Annotated in this window: 15 protein-coding genes and 1 pseudogene; 8 read left to right on the top strand and 8 right to left on the bottom strand. The window is 71.0% G+C overall.

All coding sequences use genetic code 11. The features are described from left to right. Positions 1–393, bottom strand: a pseudogene (locus FAF44_RS44000) (hypothetical protein); the annotation flags it as partial. A 117-nt stretch (positions 394–510) separates the two neighbouring features. Here FAF44_RS44000 and FAF44_RS43995 point away from each other — a divergent pair. Next, positions 511–1,872, top strand: a complete 1,362-nt coding sequence (locus FAF44_RS43995; protein WP_237109364.1) for a phenylacetate--CoA ligase family protein — start codon at positions 511–513, stop codon at positions 1,870–1,872. A 39-nt stretch (positions 1,873–1,911) separates the two neighbouring features. On the opposite strand, the gene FAF44_RS43990 is transcribed toward FAF44_RS43995, so the two are convergent. The 7 genes from FAF44_RS43990 to FAF44_RS43960 are packed head-to-tail and all read right to left on the bottom strand — an operon-like array spanning position 1,912 to position 9,556. Beyond that, on the bottom strand, positions 1,912–2,907 hold the full coding sequence (locus FAF44_RS43990; protein WP_237109363.1) for an Lrp/AsnC family transcriptional regulator: 996 nt from the start codon (positions 2,905–2,907) through the stop codon (positions 1,912–1,914). Positions 2,908–2,926: 19 nt separating this feature from the next. Beyond that, positions 2,927–3,778 carry an alpha/beta fold hydrolase gene (locus FAF44_RS43985; RefSeq protein WP_237109362.1) on the bottom strand — a complete coding sequence of 284 codons (852 nt, stop codon included), beginning with the start codon at positions 3,776–3,778 and terminating at the stop codon, positions 2,927–2,929. Between the two features lie 16 nt (positions 3,779–3,794). After that, a complete protein-coding gene (locus tag FAF44_RS43980) occupies positions 3,795–4,964 on the bottom strand; it encodes a Xaa-Pro peptidase family protein (protein ID WP_237109361.1) in 1,170 nt (389 codons plus the stop codon). Further along, positions 4,961–5,815 (bottom strand): ABC transporter permease, encoded by an 855-nt coding sequence (locus FAF44_RS43975; RefSeq protein ID WP_237109360.1) that lies wholly within the window; start codon positions 5,813–5,815, stop codon positions 4,961–4,963. The genes FAF44_RS43980 and FAF44_RS43975 overlap by 4 nt, the downstream gene beginning before the upstream one ends. Then, on the bottom strand, positions 5,812–6,765 hold the full coding sequence (locus FAF44_RS43970; protein WP_237109359.1) for an ABC transporter permease: 954 nt from the start codon (positions 6,763–6,765) through the stop codon (positions 5,812–5,814). The genes FAF44_RS43975 and FAF44_RS43970 overlap by 4 nt, the downstream gene beginning before the upstream one ends. Before the next feature lie 2 nt (positions 6,766–6,767). Next, the gene (locus FAF44_RS43965) at positions 6,768–8,348 is read right to left on the bottom strand and encodes an ABC transporter substrate-binding protein (RefSeq protein WP_237109358.1); all 1,581 of its coding nucleotides are present in this window, start codon (positions 8,346–8,348) and stop codon (positions 6,768–6,770) included. Then, entirely contained in the window at positions 8,348–9,556 is a 1,209-nt protein-coding gene (locus FAF44_RS43960) for a dipeptidase (protein WP_237109357.1), read from the bottom strand. The genes FAF44_RS43965 and FAF44_RS43960 overlap by 1 nt, the downstream gene beginning before the upstream one ends. A 130-nt stretch (positions 9,557–9,686) precedes the next feature. Here FAF44_RS43960 and FAF44_RS43955 point away from each other — a divergent pair, with 130 nt between their 5' ends. From FAF44_RS43955 to FAF44_RS43925, 7 genes are all read left to right on the top strand, one after another. Further along, on the top strand, positions 9,687–10,679 hold the full coding sequence (locus FAF44_RS43955) for an ABC transporter ATP-binding protein (protein WP_237109356.1): 993 nt from the start codon (positions 9,687–9,689) through the stop codon (positions 10,677–10,679). Further along, positions 10,672–11,664 carry an ABC transporter ATP-binding protein gene (locus FAF44_RS43950; RefSeq protein ID WP_237109355.1) on the top strand — a complete coding sequence of 331 codons (993 nt, stop codon included), beginning with the start codon at positions 10,672–10,674 and terminating at the stop codon, positions 11,662–11,664. Before FAF44_RS43955 ends, FAF44_RS43950 begins: the two co-directional genes overlap by 8 nt. A 405-nt stretch (positions 11,665–12,069) precedes the next feature. Continuing rightward, positions 12,070–12,837: an alpha/beta hydrolase gene (locus tag FAF44_RS43945; RefSeq protein ID WP_237109354.1), complete on the top strand. Its 768-nt coding sequence runs from the start codon at positions 12,070–12,072 to the stop codon at positions 12,835–12,837. 98 nt (positions 12,838–12,935) lie between these two features. Then, the gene (locus FAF44_RS43940; protein WP_237109353.1) at positions 12,936–13,616 is read left to right on the top strand and encodes a heme oxygenase (biliverdin-producing); all 681 of its coding nucleotides are present in this window, start codon (positions 12,936–12,938) and stop codon (positions 13,614–13,616) included. Between the two features lie 259 nt (positions 13,617–13,875). Further along, complete coding sequence (locus tag FAF44_RS43935) at positions 13,876–14,472, top strand: TetR/AcrR family transcriptional regulator (protein WP_237109352.1); 597 nt, start codon at positions 13,876–13,878, stop codon at positions 14,470–14,472. A 288-nt stretch (positions 14,473–14,760) separates the two neighbouring features. Next, positions 14,761–15,825: a hypothetical protein gene (locus tag FAF44_RS43930; RefSeq protein WP_237109351.1), complete on the top strand. Its 1,065-nt coding sequence runs from the start codon at positions 14,761–14,763 to the stop codon at positions 15,823–15,825. Next, positions 15,818–16,903 carry a DUF3558 domain-containing protein gene (locus FAF44_RS43925; protein ID WP_237109350.1) on the top strand — a complete coding sequence of 362 codons (1,086 nt, stop codon included), beginning with the start codon at positions 15,818–15,820 and terminating at the stop codon, positions 16,901–16,903. Before FAF44_RS43930 ends, FAF44_RS43925 begins: the two co-directional genes overlap by 8 nt. Positions 16,904–17,210 lie beyond the last annotated feature (307 nt).

Below are 17,210 nucleotides of genomic sequence, written 5' to 3'. Positions count from 1 at the left end.
GGACTGGGATGTGGTGATCGATTGGGACGAGGGCGGGGTGGAGGGATCGACGGTCGGTGGGGCCGGTGTGGGGCTGCCCGGCACGGTGGTCGCCTGTGGCGGGCCGGTGATGCCGCCGCTGGTCGTGATCGCCGAGTTGACGAAGCTGGGGCAGGCGGCGCCGACCAGATCCCCGCCGCCGGTCGGGCAGTTCGGCGGCGGTGTCCGGTGCCCGCCTGTCCGGGTCGGGGTCCGCATCGGCGTGCGGTCCGGGGCGGTCGGCGTTCCCTCGTGCGCGGAGTGCGAGGTTTCCTGGCCGGCGGGCGGGTCGTCGTCGCAGGCGGCCAGGACGAGCACCGCCGCCCCGGCCAGGACGGCTCCCATGAGGCGCAGCGGCCGACCGGCGATCGTCATGTGTCAAGTCACCCCCCGGTGAGTTCATCCGGGACATCACTTTCGGCGGCCGCTTCGTTACAGTCCATGATCGCGCCGGACGTTCCGCTCCCCCGCCTCGCGTCGTACAGTCGGCCAATGGACCCGGTTGAGCTCTTCCATCAGGTGGTGGCCACCGTTCCCGCCTACGGCAGGTTCCTCGCGGAGCACGGCGTCGATGCCGGGAAAATCGTGACACCGGCGGACTTCGCGCAGCTCCCCATGACCACGAAGGACAACTACACCCGCCGTCACCCCCTCCCCGACCTGTGCAGGGACGGCGTGATCGGGGACATGATCGCCGTCTCCTCGGGGTCCACGGGCGTGCCGTCGTTCTGGCCGCGATCGGCGTCCGACGAGCGGTTGATCGCCGAACGCTTCGAGGAGGTGTTCAGGGACTCCTTCGCCGCCCGCGAACGCCGCACGCTCGCCGTGGTCTGCTTCGCCCTCGGCACCTGGGTGGGCGGCCTGTTCACCGTGAGCTGCTGCCGTCACCTGGCCGAACGCGGCTACCCGATCACCGTGGTCGCCCCCGGCACCGACCGGCGGGAGATCGCCCGCGTGCTCCCCGAACTGGCGCCGCACTTCGACCAGGTCGTGCTGCTCGGCTATCCGCCGTTCCTGAAGAACGTCATCGACACCGAGGACCTGCCCTGGGCCGACTGGGACGTCAAGCTGGTGACGGCGGGCGAGGTGTTCAGCGAGGAGTGGCGCGCGCTGGTCGCCGAACGGGCCGGGATCGCCGACCCGGTACGCGGCATCGCCTCCCTGTACGGCACCGCCGACGCGGGCGTCCTGGGCAACGAGACCCCGCTGTCGGTCGAGATCCGCCGTTTCCTGTCGGGCCGCCCCGAGACGGCCAGGCGGTTGTTCGGCGAGTCCCGGCTGCCGACCCTGCTCCAGTACGACCCCGGTGTGCGGTTCTTCGAGACGCACCAGGGCACGCTGCTCTTCTCGGGCGACAACGGCGTCCCGCTCATCCGTTATCACATCGCCGACGAGGGCGGTCTCATCGCGTACGGCGAAATGCTGGACTTCGTGCGCCGCCACGGCTTCGAGCCGGACGCGACCGGCCCCGAGCGCCCCTTCGTGTACGTGTTCGGCCGCAGCCACCACACCGTGTCCTACTACGGCGCGAACGTCTACCCGGAGAACATCGCGGTCGGCCTGGAGCAGCCGGAGGTGAGCGGGGCGGTGACGGGGAAGTTCGTCCTGGAGGCGGTCGAGGACGAGCGCCGCGACCGCCACCTGACCGTGACGGTGGAACTGGCGCCCGGCGAGAAGCCGTCCGAGGAGGTCGCCCAGGCGGTGGGCGCGTCCATCCTCGCCCAGCTCCGGCGGCTGAACAGCGAGTTCGCCGCGTACGTGCCGGCACCGCAGCAGGCGCCGTTCATCAGGCTGCGCGCGGCGGGTGACCCGGAGTACTTCCCGCCGGGGGCCAAGCACCGGTACACCCGCTAGGGCCGCCCCGCCGCAGCGGAAGCGGCCCGCCGGTCGGGGTCACTGCTCGGCCAGGGCCTCCGCGATCCGGTCCTCGGCCCACGGCACCATGAGGAAGCCGCGCTTGACGGTCAGCACCTGCACGCCGGCCGTCCACGACTGCACGCCCGGCACCGAGGCGAGCGTGCTGGAGGTGAAGCGGTGCAGGTCGGCCGTGGTGGGCACGATCACCTCGCAGGTGAGCGACGCCTGCCCCAGCACGGAGGCGATCATGCGGACGCCGCGCTCGCTCGACAGCCGTTCGGCCGCGCTGTCCTGCCGGGTCGGCTCGACCGACAGCCACAGCAGCACCTCGGCCTCGTAGCCGAGCGCGGCGGCCGGGATGAACGTGGTGACGGCGGCGCAGCCGCGCTCCAGCATGTTCTCCAGCCGCCGCCTGGCCGTGCTCTCGCTGATGCCGAGGCGGCGGCCGACGGAGTGGAAGCTGGCCCGTCCGTCGTCGCGCAGCGCGGCGAGCACCTCGCGGTCCACGTCGTCGAGGTGCCCGCGTTCGCAGGTGTGCACGGGCCGGTCCAGCGCGAACCCGCCCGCCTGCTCCCCCAGGATCGGCAGGCTCCAGTCGTAGCTCACCTTGTAGGTGTGCAGCACCAGGTCGGCGTGGCTCTGCTGGGCCCCTGGGATGGTCTGAACGAAGTGGACCAGGATGGAGAACAGGTCGCGATCCTTGGGGGCGACCAGCTCGAACACGATGTCGTAGCCGCCGGTGACGATGGCGACGTAACGGACGTCGGGATTCCTCGCGAGCAGCCCCGCGACCCGGAGCTGGCTGCCGGGCGCGCAGGTCAGCCGCACGAGGAACACGTGGACGGGGCCGTCGTGCTCCAGGTGCGGCAGCACCGCCACCCGTACCAGGCCGGCACCGAACAGGTGCTGCGCGCGTCGCGCCACCGTGGTGGTGGAGATGCCGAGCAACTGGGCGATGTCGGTCCAGCTCGCCCTGCCGTTCAGGTGCAGGGCGGCGAGGATTTTTCGGTCAAGTTCGTCAAGATCTTCCATTGGGGGCATCATCGCGCGTTCAAGGCCGTTCGCGCACCTCGCCGAGGGCCTGGCTGAGGAACCCCCGTACGGTGGCCTCCCACAGCTCGGCCTCTTCGACCTGCGGCGAGTGCCCGGACTTCTCGAAGACGCGCAGTTCAGCGCGGGGGATCAGGCCGGCGATGGTCTGGCTGCACTCGACGGGGGTGATCCAGTCGTGCCGTCCGACGGTCACGAGCGTCGGAGCGGTGATGCCGGGCAGGAGATGCTTGATGTCGTAGTTCGGCTGGTTGACGGCGAAGGCGTAGTTGTGCGTCTCGTAGTGGTAGGGGGTGGCGGCCACCCGCCGCTCCACGGCCGCCGGGTCGTAGTCGTGGTCGTACAGCGGGAGGATCTCGCGCCAGCAGTCGCGCAGGTCGTCGTCGTCGCGCACGGTGCCGGCCATGATCCGGTCGAGCTTGTCCCGGTCGATGGTGACGCGGGAGGAGGCGGCGGCGTTGCGGACGGCCAGTTCCTGGTTGGCGTTGTCGGCCGAGGTGTCGCGCAGCACGACCGCGGAGACGCGGTCGGGGTGGCGGACGGCGTACTCCATGGCGATGAAGCCGCCGTACGAGCCGCCGGCGATGACCACCCGCTCGGCCCCGAGCCACTCGCGCAGCCCCTCGACGTCGGCCACCCACTGCTCGTGGGTGAAGGGGCCGCTCTGGCCGCTGTTCCCGGAGCCTCTGGCGTCGAAGACGACCACCCGGTACGTGTCGGCGAGCCGGCCGAAGCTGGCCCTGGGCTCGGAGAGCGAGCCGAGGCCCGGGGCGCCGTGATGGGCGATGATCGTCTCGTCGCCGTCGCCGAGGATCTCGACGTTGAGCTGGTTGCCGTTGATGGTGACGAACAAGAAAAGTCCCCCTAGTTCAGATGATCACGTCGGTGAGCTCGCGCGGGTACGCGGTGAGCCGGCGCGGCCCCGTCTCGGTGACCAGGACGGTGTCGGAGATGCGGTATCCGGCGTGCCCCGGCACGTACACGCCGGGCTCGCTGGACAGGATCATGCCGGGCGCCAGCTCGGTCGGGTCGCCGTCCGACAGCCAGGGCGGCTCGTGGAAGCCGAGCCCGATGCCGTGGCCCTGCCGGTGGCGCAGGTGCTCGCCGAACCCGGCCGCCTCGATCACGGCCAGGCAGCGCCGGTTGGCCTCCTCGCAGGTGGTGCCGGGGACGAGCGCCTCGGTGCCGACCTCCTGCGCCTCGCGGACGACCTCGTAGTAGCGGGCCTGCCGGCTGGTGGGCTCGCCGATGACGAACGTGCGCTCGCTCTCGACGAACCGGCCGCCGACCGCGCAGCCGAGCGAGAGCATGAACGTCTCCCCCGCCTTGAGCCGGTCGCCGCCGGGCAGGCGGTGGGGCTGGGCGGAGTTGGGGCCGCCGTAGACCAGTCCGCCGGTGAGCATGGGCACCACGACGACGTCCTCGTGCCTGGCGTACATGAGGCGGGAACCGTGCGCGATGACGTGCGCGGCCAGCTCGTTCTCGGTGGGCAGTTCGCCGCCGCCCTCGACGGCCGACCGGACCAGCTCGACGCCGGCCGCGATCATCTCGTCGGCGATGCGGGCGGCCTCCTCGTGCAGCACGATCTCCTCGGGCCGCTTGCGCAGCCGCGTGCGGCCGACCGCGTCGCCGGCGCTCCAGCGGGTGGCGGGGAACGCCTCGGCCAGCGCGGTCGCGCGGGCGACGCTGGTGGAGGGCGCGTACGCGGCCGTCCCGGGGACACGCACGTGCCCGGCGAGCACCGCGAACGGCGGGACGGCCCCGGGGAACTCGGGGTAGGCGTGGATCTCGGCGCGCACGCCCTGGTCGGCGGCGTACTCACGCTCCAGGTCGGGCACGAGCAGCACGGGGTCGTCGTCGATCGGCAGCCAGCAGGCGACCGGCCGCTCGTTCGGGAAGTGGTGGAACCCGGTGAGGTAGGCGACGTCGAGCGGGTCGTCGAGCAGCAGCGCCGACAGTCCTTGCGCGGACATCTCAGCGCGTACCAGGTCGAGCGTGCCGGAGTAGAAGTCGTCGGGCAGCCTCTGGGAGAAGGTCATGAACCGTTCCTGTGGTTGCGGGCGTCGTTGTAGGCGACGGAGAGCAGCGTCGTGGACAGGACCAGCAGCAGGATCGCGAGCGACGGGAACAGCGTGGTCCACCAGGCGGAGGCCAGGGCGCCGGACTGCTGCGCCTTGTGCAGGATCGTCCCCCAGGACCAGCTATTGGGGTCGCCCAGGCCGAGGAAGGACAGCCCGGCCTCGGCCAGCACGGCGCGGGAGGTGGTGAGCACCACCGACACGCCGACGACGGGGATCACGCCGGGCAGCAGGTGCTTGCGCACGATCCACAAGGACGAGCCGCCGACGACCTTGGCCGCCGACACGAACGGCATGGGCACGATCGCCATCGCCTGCGAGCGCACCACGCGGGCCACCTCGGGCCAGCTGAACAGGGCGATCACCACGGCGAGCGTGCGCACGCTGGGCCCGGCCAGCGCGGCGACGAGGATCATCAGCGGCAGCACGGGCAGCGACAGCGACAGGTCCACCAGCACGCCGAGCGGCGTGTCGAGGCGGCGGAAGTAGGCGGCGCTGACGCCGATGAGCAGGCCGATGACGATGGCCAGCACGGAGGCGCTGACGCCGACCGCCATGCTCACCCGGGTGCCCCAGACGACCTGGGCGAACACGTCCTGCCCGATGTCGTCGGTGCCGAACCAGTGGGCCGCCGAGGGCGGCTGGGAGGTGTCGGCGCCGTACCCCTCGGGGAAGGGCGCGATGAGCGGCGCGCAGATCGCCGTCAGCGCCAGCAGGATCAGCACGATCGCGCTGCCCACGCCGAGAGGGTTGCGGCGGAAGGAGGTCCACGTCCGCTGCCTCGGGGTGAGGTCAACTGCTACCGCTGTCATGAGGTGCGCACCCTGGGGTCGAGGATTCCGTACGCCACGTCGGTGATCAGGTTGGCGACCACGACGGCGGCGGCGAGCAGCACGAACGCGCCCTGCAGGACGGGGAAGTCGAGCTGGCCGACCGCCTCGTAGATGGCCCGCCCGATGCCCGGGTAGGCGTAGATCGTCTCGGTCAGCACCGCGCCGCCGACCAGCGTGCCGAGTTGCAGCCCGGCGATCGTGGTGGTCGGCAGCAGGGCGTTGCGCAGGGCGTGCTTCCACACGACCGTGCCGGGGCGCACGCCCTTCGACTTGGCCAGCGAGACGTAGTCCTCGCCGAGCGCGTCGATGAGCGTGGTCCGCATGGTCAGCACGTAGCCGCCGAGCTGGATGAGCACCAGCGACAGGCACGGCAGCACCAGGTGGTGCAGCATGCTGAGCGTCGCGGCGAAGCCGGTGGCGTCGAGGTCGACCGCGCCGCCGATGGGGAACCAGCCGAGCCACACCCCCATCACGTACATGAGGAAGATGCCGACGCTCGGCACGAACAGCGACTGCGCGGTGACGCCCGTGAGCTGGATGACCCGGTCCACCCAGCCCTTGGCCTTGGTGGCGGCGAGCACGCCGAGCGGGATGCCCAGCAGGATCGTCACCACCATGGCCGAGGCCGTCAGGATCAGCGTCCACGGCAGCCGGTCCATGAGCACGGTCGTCACGGGGATCGACTGGCGGAAGGACATGCCGAGGTTGCCCTGCAGGAGCTGGCCCAGATAGTCGATGTACTGCACGCCCAGCGGCCGGTCCAGGCCGAAGTCGGCGAGCAGCTTCAGGCGCAGCTCCTCGGTCATGTTCGGGTCGGCCACGGCCAGCACCGGGTCGCCCGGAAGCAGGCGGACCAGGAAGAACGTCACCGTGACCGCGAACCACAGGGTGAGCAGGCCGCGGGCCAGCCGTAGGCCGATGAAGCGCATGGCTATGAGCCCGCCGGCTTCGCCGAGGCGAGGGAGAGCGGGTTCAGGATGGACAGCAGTTCGCTGGGCATCGGCTGGAACCCGGTCCACTTGGCGGAGTGAGCCACGTTGAACGTCTCGACGTACAGCACGTTGTCGTAGACCTGGTCACTGATGAGCCGGGCGGCCTCCTGGATCGGCGCCTTGGCGTCCTCGACGGTCAGCGACTGCTGCGCCTTGTCGATGAGGTCGTCCAGCTTGGGGTCGCTGACCTGGGCGTAGTTGATGAACCCGCCGGACTTGAAGGCCAGCCCGAGGTTGGCGGGCGGGTTGTCCATGACCGCCCACGAGCCGGCGTAGATGTCGAAGTCACGCTTGGCGGTCTTGTCCAGGTACGTGTTGCGCTCAAGGCCCTGGAGCTTGATCGTGATCCCGGCCTTCTTCGCCGAGTCGCGGACCATGGGAGCCCAGCGGGCGATGTTGGGGTCGGCCTGGTCGTAGATCATGTTCAGGCTGAGGTTCGCCACCCCGGCCTCGGTCAGCAGCTTCTTGGACTGCTCCGGGTCGAAGGCGTACTCCTTGGCGGCCGGGTCGGTCCACTGGGGCAGCGACGGCGTCAGCACGCTGGAGTTGGAGGACTTGGCGAAGCCCTTGAGCGCGATGTTCCTGATGGCCTCGTAGTCCACGGCGTGGGCCAGCGCCTGCCGGACGCGTACGTCGTCCATCGGCTTGCGCTTGGTGTTGTACTGCAGGTGCGCCCAGCCGAGCGACGGGATCTCCTGGAGCTTGACACTGGTGTCGTTCTTCAGGTCGGTGGCGGTCGCGGGCGGCAGCACGTTGCCGATCACGTCGATCTCGCCGTTGCGCAGCGCCAGGACCTCGGTGTTCACGTCGGGGAAGACGCGGAAGACGACCTCCTTGACGGCCGGCGTGCCGGGGCCGAAGTCGTCCACGCGCTCCATGATGTAGCGCTGGCCGCGCTCGACCTTGGTCAGTTTGAACGGTCCGGCGCTGACCCAGTTCGCGTCGTTGGCGAACTTCTGCACGCTCGGCGCCTTCTCGAAGACGTGCTTGGGCACGATCGGCAGCCAGAAGCCGACGTTGTCCAGGAACGTCCCGTCGGGGCGGGTCAGGTTGAAGCGCACCTCGGTCGGCGAGACGGCCTCGGCCTTGTCGAGGGCCGTGATGAGCCCGGCGACCACGCCGAACTTCTCCTTCTGCACGGCCGACACCGAGAACACCACGTCGTCGGCGGTGACGGGCTTGCCGTCGGACCACTTCATGTCGTCGCGCAGCTTGGCCGTGGCGGTCTTGCCGTCCTCGGAGTAGGACCACTCGGTGGCCAGGTACGGCACGCGCTTGCCGGTGGCGTCCATCTGGGTCAGGTGCGGGTACATGAGGTTGGTGACCCACGAGTCCGTACGGCTGTTGCCGACCAGCGGGTTGAAGTTGACCACGTCGGCGGTCGTGCCGATGGTCAGCCGGTCAGCGGAGGCCGGGGCCTGGGAGCTCGACGAGCCGGAGGACCCGGAGGAGCCGGGCACGCTGGGCGCGCACGCGGCGAGGGCCGCGGCCAGCGCGGCGAAGGCGATTGCACGTCTCATCAGATCCAGACCTCTTCCAGCACGCGCATGACGTTGCCGCCGACGACCTTGGTGATCTCGTCGTCCGAGTAGTCGTGGGCGACGAGCCAGGCGATGATGTTCCAGAAGCACTCGGCCGGGTTCTCCAGGCCGTCCACGTACGCGACCTTCTCGTAGCCGACGCCGGCGTGCGCCTCGTTTAGCGACAGGTGCTCGGCGAAGGTGTCGTGCAGTCCCACGTGGTCGCCGAACAGCGTGTCGGGGCCGAAGGCCACGTGGTCGATGCCGACCAGGTCCACGCAGTACGTGAAGTGGTCCATCACCGACTCCAGGCTGTGCCTGGGGTGCTCGGGCGAGAGCGTGGTGTGCGGGGCCGCCTCCAGGCCGATCACGCCGCCGCGCTCGGCCGCGGCCTTGATGACGGAGTCCGGCTTCATCCGGTTCGTCGGCCAGACGGTGCGGGCGCCGGCGTGGGTGATGAGGATCGGCTTGGTGGAGTGCCGGATCGTGTCGAGCGAGGTCTGGTCGCCGGAGTGGGAGACGTCGATGGCGATGCCCAGCTTGTTCATGCGGCGCACGGCCTTCTCGCCGAACAGGGTCAGCCCGCCGTCGCCGCGCTCCTTCAGGCCGCTGCCGAGCGTGTTGGCCTCGCTGTAGGCGATGCCCATCTGCCGTACGCCGAAGCCGTACAGCATGTCGATCCGGTCGACCTCGTTCTCGATCATCGTGGCCGCCTCGAGGGCGAGCACGAGGCCGATGCGACCGCTCTCGTGCGCCTCCCGGACGTGGGCCAGCCGCTCGACCTTGATCAGGTAGTCCTGGTGGGCGATGTCCGACAGGCGCATGCCGATGTCGGCGACCACGTCGTTCCACTTCCAGCCGGCCTGGCTGGTGATGCAGCAGGTGCCGTCCATGAGGTTGTCGAAGACGACCGTCATGCCGGAGCGGGCCAGGCCCTCGTAGCCGGTGTGGTGGCGGGCGGTGCGGTTGTAGTCCACCGTCTGGCGGATGTCGTCAGGGAAGACCGACGGGTGGTCGTGCAGGGAGACGACCAGGCTGTCGACGAGCAGGCGGCGGACGCGCTCGCGCTGCTCGGTGGTGAGCTCGGGCCCCTGGTAGGCCGGGACGCGGCCGAGTTCCGGCGCCAGGTCGAACCGGCGGTAGTCGACGCCCTCCTCCAGGTACTCGTACGAACGGTAGCCCTTGTAGCTCTTCGCTGCTTCCAGCATCTGGTAACCCCTCTTGTCCAATTGCGGGAAGTTTGCCAGGATCGGGCGCGAAAGACAATATTGAAGTTGCTTTCCGGCAACATAGGCTTTGTTAACGCGAAGTTTCGTCACGCATGAAGAAGGGGGTGCGGTGAGCGAACCACCGGTCCTTGAGATCCGCGACCTGCACGTCACGTTCACCGCCCACGGACGCGAGGTCCCGGCCGTGCGCGGGGTGGACCTGACCATCGAACGCGGGCAGACGCTCGCGCTGCTCGGCGAGTCCGGCTCCGGCAAGTCCGTCACCGCCAAGGCCGTGATGGGACTGCTCGACCAGCCGAACGTCCGGGTGCGCTGCGAGACGGCCCGGCTCGGCGGGCGCGACCTGCTCACCATGGCGCCCGACGAACGGCGCGCGCTGCGCGGCAGCGCGATGACGCTCGTCTTCCAGGACGCCCTCTCGGCGCTCAACCCCGTACTCAGTATCGGCGACCAGATCGGTGAGCTGTACCGGGTGCACCAGCGGCTGTCGCGCAGGCAGGCCCGCGAGCGCTCGATCGAGATGCTGAACCTGGTCGGCATCCCCGCCCCCGCCAAGCGGATCGACGACTACCCGCACCAGTTCTCCGGCGGCATGCGGCAGCGCATCCTCGTCGCCATGGCCGTGGCGCTGGAGCCGGACCTGATCATCGCCGACGAGCCGACCACCGCGCTCGACGTCACCGTGCAGGCGCAGATCCTGGAGCTCATCGACCGGCTGCGGCAGGAACTCGGCACCGCCGTGCTGCTGATCACGCACGACCTGGGCGTGGCGGCCGAGGTCAGCGACCGGGTGTCGGTCATGTACGCCGGGCGCATCGTGGAGAGCGGACAGGTCGACGAGCTGTACGACCTGCCCGCGCACCCGTACACCGCCGCGCTGCTCGCGGCCATCCCCGACCTGGACAGCCCCGCCTCCGAGCTGCGCGCCATCCCCGGCGCGCCGCCCAGCCCGTCCGAGGTGCCGCCCGGGTGCTCGTTCGCGCCGCGCTGCGAGCGCGCGAGCGAGGTGTGCACGACCACGCGCCCGCCGCTGACGCTGCTGCCCGCCGGAACCGGCCGGCACACCGCCTGCCACCACTCCGAGGAGATGCTGAATGCCTGATCCCGTGCTGCGGGCCACGGACCTGCACAAGACCTACCGCAGCGGGCTGCTGTCCAGGGGCGGCGGCGTACGGGCCGTGGCCGGCGTGGACCTGGAGCTGCACGCCGGGGAGACGCTCGGCATCGTCGGCGAGTCCGGCTGCGGCAAGTCCACCCTGGCCCGGATGCTCGTCGGGCTCGAACGCCCCGACCAGGGCGAGGTCACCTTCCAGGGCAAGCCGTTCTTCACCCGGGCGGGCGTGCCGCGCGACATCAGGCGGCGCGTCCAGATGGTCTTCCAGGACCCGCTCACCTCGCTCAACCCGCGCATGACCGTGCACGACATCGTGGCCGAGCCGCTGCGCGTGCACCGGCTGTCACCGGACGCCCGTGCCATGCGCGACCGCGTCGGCGAACTGCTGTCGCTGGTGGGCCTGTCCCCCGACCGGATGAACCGCTTCCCGCACGAGTTCTCCGGCGGCCAGCGGCAGCGCATCGGCATCGCCAGGGCGCTGGCCACCGACCCCGACGTGATCGTGTGCGACGAGCCGGTCTCGGCGCTGGACATGTCGGTGCAGGCCCAGGTGGTCAACCTGTTCGCGGAACTGCAGCGCACGCTCGGGGTGGCGCTGGTGTTCATCGCGCACGACCTGGCCGTGGTCCGGCACGTCTCGCACCGGGTGGCGGTGATGTACCTCGGACGGGTGGCCGAGACGGGGCCGGCGGCCGAGGTGTACCAGGCGCCGGCGCATCCGTACACCAAGGCGCTGCTGTCGGCGGCTCCGGTGCCGAAGCCCGCGCTGCGCGGGCGCTCGCGCATCATGCTGGCGGGGGACCCGCCGAGCCCGGTGGCGCCGCCGCCCGGCTGCCGGTTCCACACCCGCTGCTGGAAGGCCGCCGAACGGTGCTCGCAGGAGGAGCCCGTCCTGGAGGCGGTCGGCGAGCACTTCGCCGCCTGCCACTTCGCGGACCGCGCCGCCGCCCAGCTCCCGTCGAACGACCGCTGACCGACGTCGCGCCCCCACGCGACGTAGTCACCTTCCACGACGTCGTCACCTTCCACGACGTAGTCCCGGCGCGCCATCGTGCCCGCAGGCGTCCTCGTCCCCGCGACGACCACCGGTGCCACACCGGGCCCTCACCCACGGCACGCTCACACAAACGCCGACACAACGTCGCGGCCTCGCGCGTCGTCGCCCCGGCACACTACGAGCGCTCCGTCGTGACCTGGCGCGGCGTCGTCCCACGACAACCACCGACGGGCAGGGTCGGTCCGGCAGGTTGCTTGCGTGCTGGTCGGAGTCACCCGGACGGCGGGACGGTCGCGTGACCCGTCTCACCCTCCGGTATGACGTCAAGGTTCAAACTCAGCGGTGACGCGCGCCACACCCCCTTCTCCATAACGTCGCTACATGCTCAGATACCTGGCCGTCGCGAGCGCCGTGGCGCTCGGCGCGCTCCTCATGTGGCCGGCCCCGCCCACAGGGCGGTTGGTGCGGGTGTACGGGGCCGACCCGGCGTCGGCCGACCGGGTGGCGGTCGTGGTGCCCGGCGCCGACACCACGGTGGCCACGTTCGAATCCAGCACCCGCAACCCTGGAGGTGCGGCGCGCGCCCTGGTGGCGGAGGCGGCCCGGCTGGCGCCCGGTGAACGGCTGGCCGTGGTGGCCTGGCTGGGCTACGACTCACCGCCCACGCTGAGCTTCGACGTGCTCACCGACGAGGCGGCCGTCGCCGGGTCCCGCGAACTGCGCCGCGCGGTCAGCGCGCTGCGCCACCGTACCGCCGCGCCCATCGCGCTGCTCTGCCACAGCTACGGCTCCTACATCTGCGCCCAGGCGGCCCCGGGCTTACCGGTCGCCGCTCTGGCGTTCATCGGCAGCCCCGGTGTCGGCGCGGGCCCGGCCGTCCCGGCCACCAGGGCGCGCGTGTGGGCGGGCCTCGGCGACAACGACTGGGTCAGGCTGGTGCCCAAGATCAAGCTCGGCGCATTCGGCTTCGGCTCCGACCCGATGAGCGGCGACTACGGGGCCCGCCGTTTCGAGGCGGGTGCGGGCGGCCACAGCGACTACTACCGGCCGGGCAGCATCTCGCTGAGCAACCTGGCCCTGATCGCCCTCGGGCACGACAGCGAGGTGACCTTGGAGAGCGAGACACCCACGCGGACAGCCCGCTCTTGACGACGCGATTCCTGGGTACGGGAGGAAGGAGGCCGGCTTTGATGACATGGTGTCGTCATCAGCTTGACGCCGGATGCCGACGTTTGTGACACTTCGTCATGAAACGCCAGCACGAGCAGAGGTGGGCCGTGACCACGCCGTTCTCCGAAATCCTGCGCAACGCCACCTGGGCCGACCACCAGTCGGCAGAGTCGGAGGGCTACCTCTCAGCACTGATGAGTGGCCGGCTGAGCGAGCACGACTACGGCGAGATGGTCGCCCAGCACTACTTCGCGTACGCCGCCCTCGACGACGTGTCGCGAGAGCTGGCCGACCACCCGGTGGCCGGGCGCTTCGTCTTCCCGGAGCTGTACCGCGAGCCCGCGCTGGAGCGCGACCTCGCGACCGTCTACGGGTCCGGCTGGCGCAGCCGCATCACACCGTCGAAGTCCACCCGCACCCTCGTGGCCCGCATCCAGCAGGTGGCCGACTGGCCGGGCGGCTACGTCGCCCACCACTACACCCGCTATCTGGGAGACCTGTCGGGCGGCCAGTTCATCCGGATGGAGCTGCAGAAGATCTACGGGTACACGAAGGGCGGCGGCGTCGACTTCTACATCTTCGACGAGCTGGGCAGCCTGCCACGGTTCAAGAACGAGTACCGCTCGCGGCTGGACGGGCTGGGCTCGGAGTTCGACGACGGCGAGCAGCAGCGGATGATCGGCGAAGTGCGACTGGCGTACCAGCTCAACACGGAGGTGCTGGCGGAGCTGAAGCACGTGGTCAAGACCGCCGCCTGATCATCCGGGCGCCCGACCCCGCCCTGCCGAGGCCGGTCACGCTCCCGCACGAGGATCGCCTCGGACTGCGCGGATGCCTGCGCGCGAGAACCGGCCTGGGCTGCGCGGAGGTCCACACGCGAGGGAGCGGTCCGGCCTGCGCCGACGTCCGCGTGCGAGGGTCGGGTTGGGCTGTGTGGGCGGCCATGGGTGGCCGGTGGCAAGGGGCGGTCCGGAAAGAGTTCGGTCCGGTGGCCCCGGCCCGGCCTACCATGGGCGTATGCCCCGCATCTCGGCCGCCACGATCGGCGAGCATCGCGCCCAGACGCGTGACCGGATCCTGCAGGCCGTCGCACGTCTGTCCAGGGTGCAGGGCATCGACGCCATCTCCCTGACCGACGTGGCCGCCGAGGCCGGCATCACCCGTACGGTCCTGTACAACTACTTCCCCGACAAGGTGGCGCTGCTGCTGGCCTTCACCGAGCAGGTGACCCAGTACTTCATCGACAGCTACGAGCACGAGTTGCCCGAAGGGGCCTCGCCCGCCGACCGGCTGCGGGCGTTCGTCCGGCTGCAGCTCACCGGGCTGCTCGCGCACCCGCACCCGGGGGCGGCCGACCTCAGTGCCACGCTGGGGCCCGACGCCTACCAGCGGCTGGCCGAGCACGTGGCACCCATGCAGCGGATCCTGGTGGAGATCCTGGAGAGCGGCATCGAGGCGGGCGACTTCCGGGCGCTCGACATCCCGGCGGCGGCCCGGATGATCCTCGCGGTCGTCGGGGCCGAGCGGCTGCCGCTGATCAGGGGTGACGTGACGGCGGAGTCGGCCGGGGAGCTGGTGTCGGAGTTCGTCCTGCGAGCACTTTCCAGCAACTGAACCGGCATCCGTCCGGGAACACGGGCGGCACCCGACGACGTCCGAACCGCGCCCGGCACCCGGCAGCACCGACGGCAGGCGCACAGCGCACCACCCAAGCGCCCGACCGACACGGCCTGCTCCTCTCGCGCCGACCACCCCCAACCACTCCGCCCGGCCGTCAACGACAGCCGGACATCGGCGGGCGGCCCTTCACGAACGGCGGCTCCACGGTGGTCCCGGACCTCCGGCACCTCCCCACGCTGCGGAAAAGCGGATCTAAATCCGATCTCGTTAGCCTGTCGCGCCATGTGGAGATATCTGATCACCTGCGGTGTGCTCCTCGCCTGCTGCTTGCCCGCCACACCGGCGATGGCCGCAGCGGAGGATCCGCGCTTCCCCTCCCCCGTCGATCTGTGCACGTTGCTGACCGAGGACGCCGCAGGCAAGGTCGTTCCGCAGGCCCGGCGGCCCAAGGGTGAGTACGCCGGGCTGGAGTCGATGGGCTGCCGGTGGGTGCGCAAGGGAGTCGCGTTGGGTTTGTCGGTGCGGGCCTACCCGCACGAGTCGGGCATGGCGGAGGAACCCTGGACCCACACCGCCGCGGAGGCACACCTCGCGTTCCGTTACCTGCTCAACGGCCGGCAGCGACCGTCCCGCCTGATCATCTGGAGCGCGAACGACATCGGCGTCGACTTCGAGCACCGCCGCAGCGCGACGAGCACGACCGCCCGTCCGCTGGCCGGGATCGGTGAGGAGGCGTTCGCCTACTCGTACGTCGACAAGGCGACCAGGCGGGAGAACCGGGTCTTCGTCGTCTTCCGCGTCGGGAACCTCATCCTCGAAGTGGACCATGTCGCGGTGGAGAACAGCTCGCGCGCGGGGACGCTGCTCGACCGGGCCGCCGGCGCGGCCAAGGCCGCGGCGAAGACGCTCGACCGTCTGAGCCCGCCGCCGCAGAGCCCGCCCGCGGACCCGCCGGAGGGCACGTTCACCAGCCCGCCCCTCGGTTGTGGCCTGCTGACCAAGGCCCAGCTCGGCGATCTCGGAGTGACCAGGGATCCGTGGCCGCGCGAGAACTGCGGCTGCCATTGGCCGGACCAGCTCGAGGTGCGGTTCTGGCTGTTCGGGCCCGGACCGGCGGGAGACGGGCCGGCGCAGGCGGCGGAGGTGTTCGCCGCGTGGCGGACCGAGTCCGGCGGGCAGCCGCTGGCGGGGTCCGGCGACGAGGCGTTCACCAGCGCGGGCGAGGAGCGGGTGGCGATCTTCCGGCTGGGCAACCTGATCGGCCGCGTGGCAGCGGTCAGCAGTTCGGTGGACGAGGCCGCGGCGGCCCGTATGATCGCCGTGGCAGCGGAGCGGTCGGATGGCTGACCTCACCCGGCTGCTGCTGGGAATGACCCTCCTGGTCGCGGCCTGCGCTCCGGGAGGTCTTCCCGCGCGGCAGACACCCGCGCCCACGCCCGTCATCGGGCAGACGCCCGCGTCTTCGTCCGCCACCGGGCAGGCGTCGGGCCCGGCCCGGTTCGCGCGACCGCCCAGCCCTTGCGCGCTCATCACCGCCGAGCAGGCGGCGGGGCTCGTTCCGCTGCTGGTCGGGCACCAGGAGGGCGGGGAGGAGCAGGCGCGGGTCTGCACGTGGACGGGCCCGGACGGCCCCTATCTCCCGGACAGCAGCCGTTACGAGCTGCGGGTCCAGGTACGGCACTCCCCCCAGGTCGCCGACGCCGAGAACGTGTTCAAGTCCTGGTCGGACACCTTCGCCACCAGCCCTCGTGACGTGCCGGGTCTCGCCGACGCCGCGACCGCGTTCGACCGCCGGGTGGACGACGCCGCCGAGACCGGGGTCGGCTACCGCGCGAGCAACCTGGTGGTGATCATCGATTACATCCGGCGCGGACCGCTGGATCAGCGGATGCGGGACAACGCCGTCAAGGCCGCACGCTGGACCGTGGCCAGGCTGGACGCGCCGGAGCCGCAGCCCGATCCGAATGCCGGGCGGTTCGCCGGCCCGCCCGACGCCTGCCCCCTGCTCGACCCCTCTGATCGGCCCGGCCAGGCGGGACCGGAGTGCACGTCCGATGACGTGACGGTCCGGGTCCGCCACGTCCCCGCGCGGGGGACGACGCCGGGGCCCACGGCGGCGAAGGAGTTGTTCGAGCTGCTCGCCGCGCAGGCTGCCGGCGGAGTCGGCACCTCCGACGAGCCCCGCACCGACGTGACCGTGTCGCCGGTCAAGCGCGTGGGAGCGGTGGGCGAGGCGGCGTTCACGCAGGAGGAGAGCGGCTATACCATCTTCGGCTCGCCGACCCGGATCACGCTGTGGACCAGGGTGAGCAACCTGGTCGTCGAGGTCGAGGTGGCGGGCGAGGGCCGCAAGGTGACCCCGGAGCTACGCCGTCGTGCCGTGACCATCGCACAGCAGGTGGTGCGCCGACTGCCTGGCGGTTGACCGCGAACGTGGCGGACGCGTGCGGTCCGGGACCGAGGCGACCGCCACTTCACTGCCTGCGCAGCGGCCTCGGACCACCCGAGCCCAGCACCATCACCACGAATGACCGCAGCCACGGCCGGCCCGAGCGCCAGAAGCTCCCGGGGCGTAATGGGCTTGGACCACCCGAATCCGGCACAGCCGCCGGGAAGTCGCGGGTGTCATGGGCGGGCGCGGCGGGCTGTCGCGGGCATAGCCGGCGAGACGACGGGCCGCCGCAGGCGCGGTGGGCGGGGCCATCGGCTGGCGCGGGCGCGGTGGGCGGGGC

This window comes from Nonomuraea sp. MG754425, from assembly GCF_021699195.1.
Taxonomy (GTDB): Bacteria; Actinomycetota; Actinomycetes; order Streptosporangiales; family Streptosporangiaceae; genus Nonomuraea.
Note: the sequence above shows the minus strand (reverse complement) of the source record. Positions and strands in the feature narration are given on the sequence as shown.

Bases quoted from the DNA above. Each gene is read 5' to 3' on its own strand.
- FAF44_RS43995 (WP_237109364.1), top strand. From the start codon at position 511: ATGGACCCGGTTGAGCTCTTCCATCAGGTGGTGGCCACCGTTCCCGCC.
- FAF44_RS43990 (WP_237109363.1), bottom strand. From the start codon at position 2,907: ATGGAAGATCTTGACGAACTTGACCGAAAAATCCTCGCCGCCCTGCAC.
- FAF44_RS43980 (WP_237109361.1), bottom strand. From the start codon at position 4,964: ATGACCTTCTCCCAGAGGCTGCCCGACGACTTCTACTCCGGCACGCTC.
- FAF44_RS43975 (WP_237109360.1), bottom strand. From the start codon at position 5,815: ATGACAGCGGTAGCAGTTGACCTCACCCCGAGGCAGCGGACGTGGACC.
- FAF44_RS43970 (WP_237109359.1), bottom strand. From the start codon at position 6,765: ATGCGCTTCATCGGCCTACGGCTGGCCCGCGGCCTGCTCACCCTGTGG.
- FAF44_RS43965 (WP_237109358.1), bottom strand. From the start codon at position 8,348: ATGAGACGTGCAATCGCCTTCGCCGCGCTGGCCGCGGCCCTCGCCGCG.
- FAF44_RS43960 (WP_237109357.1), bottom strand. From the start codon at position 9,556: ATGCTGGAAGCAGCGAAGAGCTACAAGGGCTACCGTTCGTACGAGTAC.
- FAF44_RS43950 (WP_237109355.1), top strand. From the start codon at position 10,672: ATGCCTGATCCCGTGCTGCGGGCCACGGACCTGCACAAGACCTACCGC.
- FAF44_RS43945 (WP_237109354.1), top strand. From the start codon at position 12,070: ATGCTCAGATACCTGGCCGTCGCGAGCGCCGTGGCGCTCGGCGCGCTC.
- FAF44_RS43940 (WP_237109353.1), top strand. From the start codon at position 12,936: ATGAAACGCCAGCACGAGCAGAGGTGGGCCGTGACCACGCCGTTCTCC.
- FAF44_RS43935 (WP_237109352.1), top strand. From the start codon at position 13,876: ATGCCCCGCATCTCGGCCGCCACGATCGGCGAGCATCGCGCCCAGACG.
- FAF44_RS43930 (WP_237109351.1), top strand. From the start codon at position 14,761: ATGTGGAGATATCTGATCACCTGCGGTGTGCTCCTCGCCTGCTGCTTG.
- FAF44_RS43925 (WP_237109350.1), top strand. From the start codon at position 15,818: ATGGCTGACCTCACCCGGCTGCTGCTGGGAATGACCCTCCTGGTCGCG.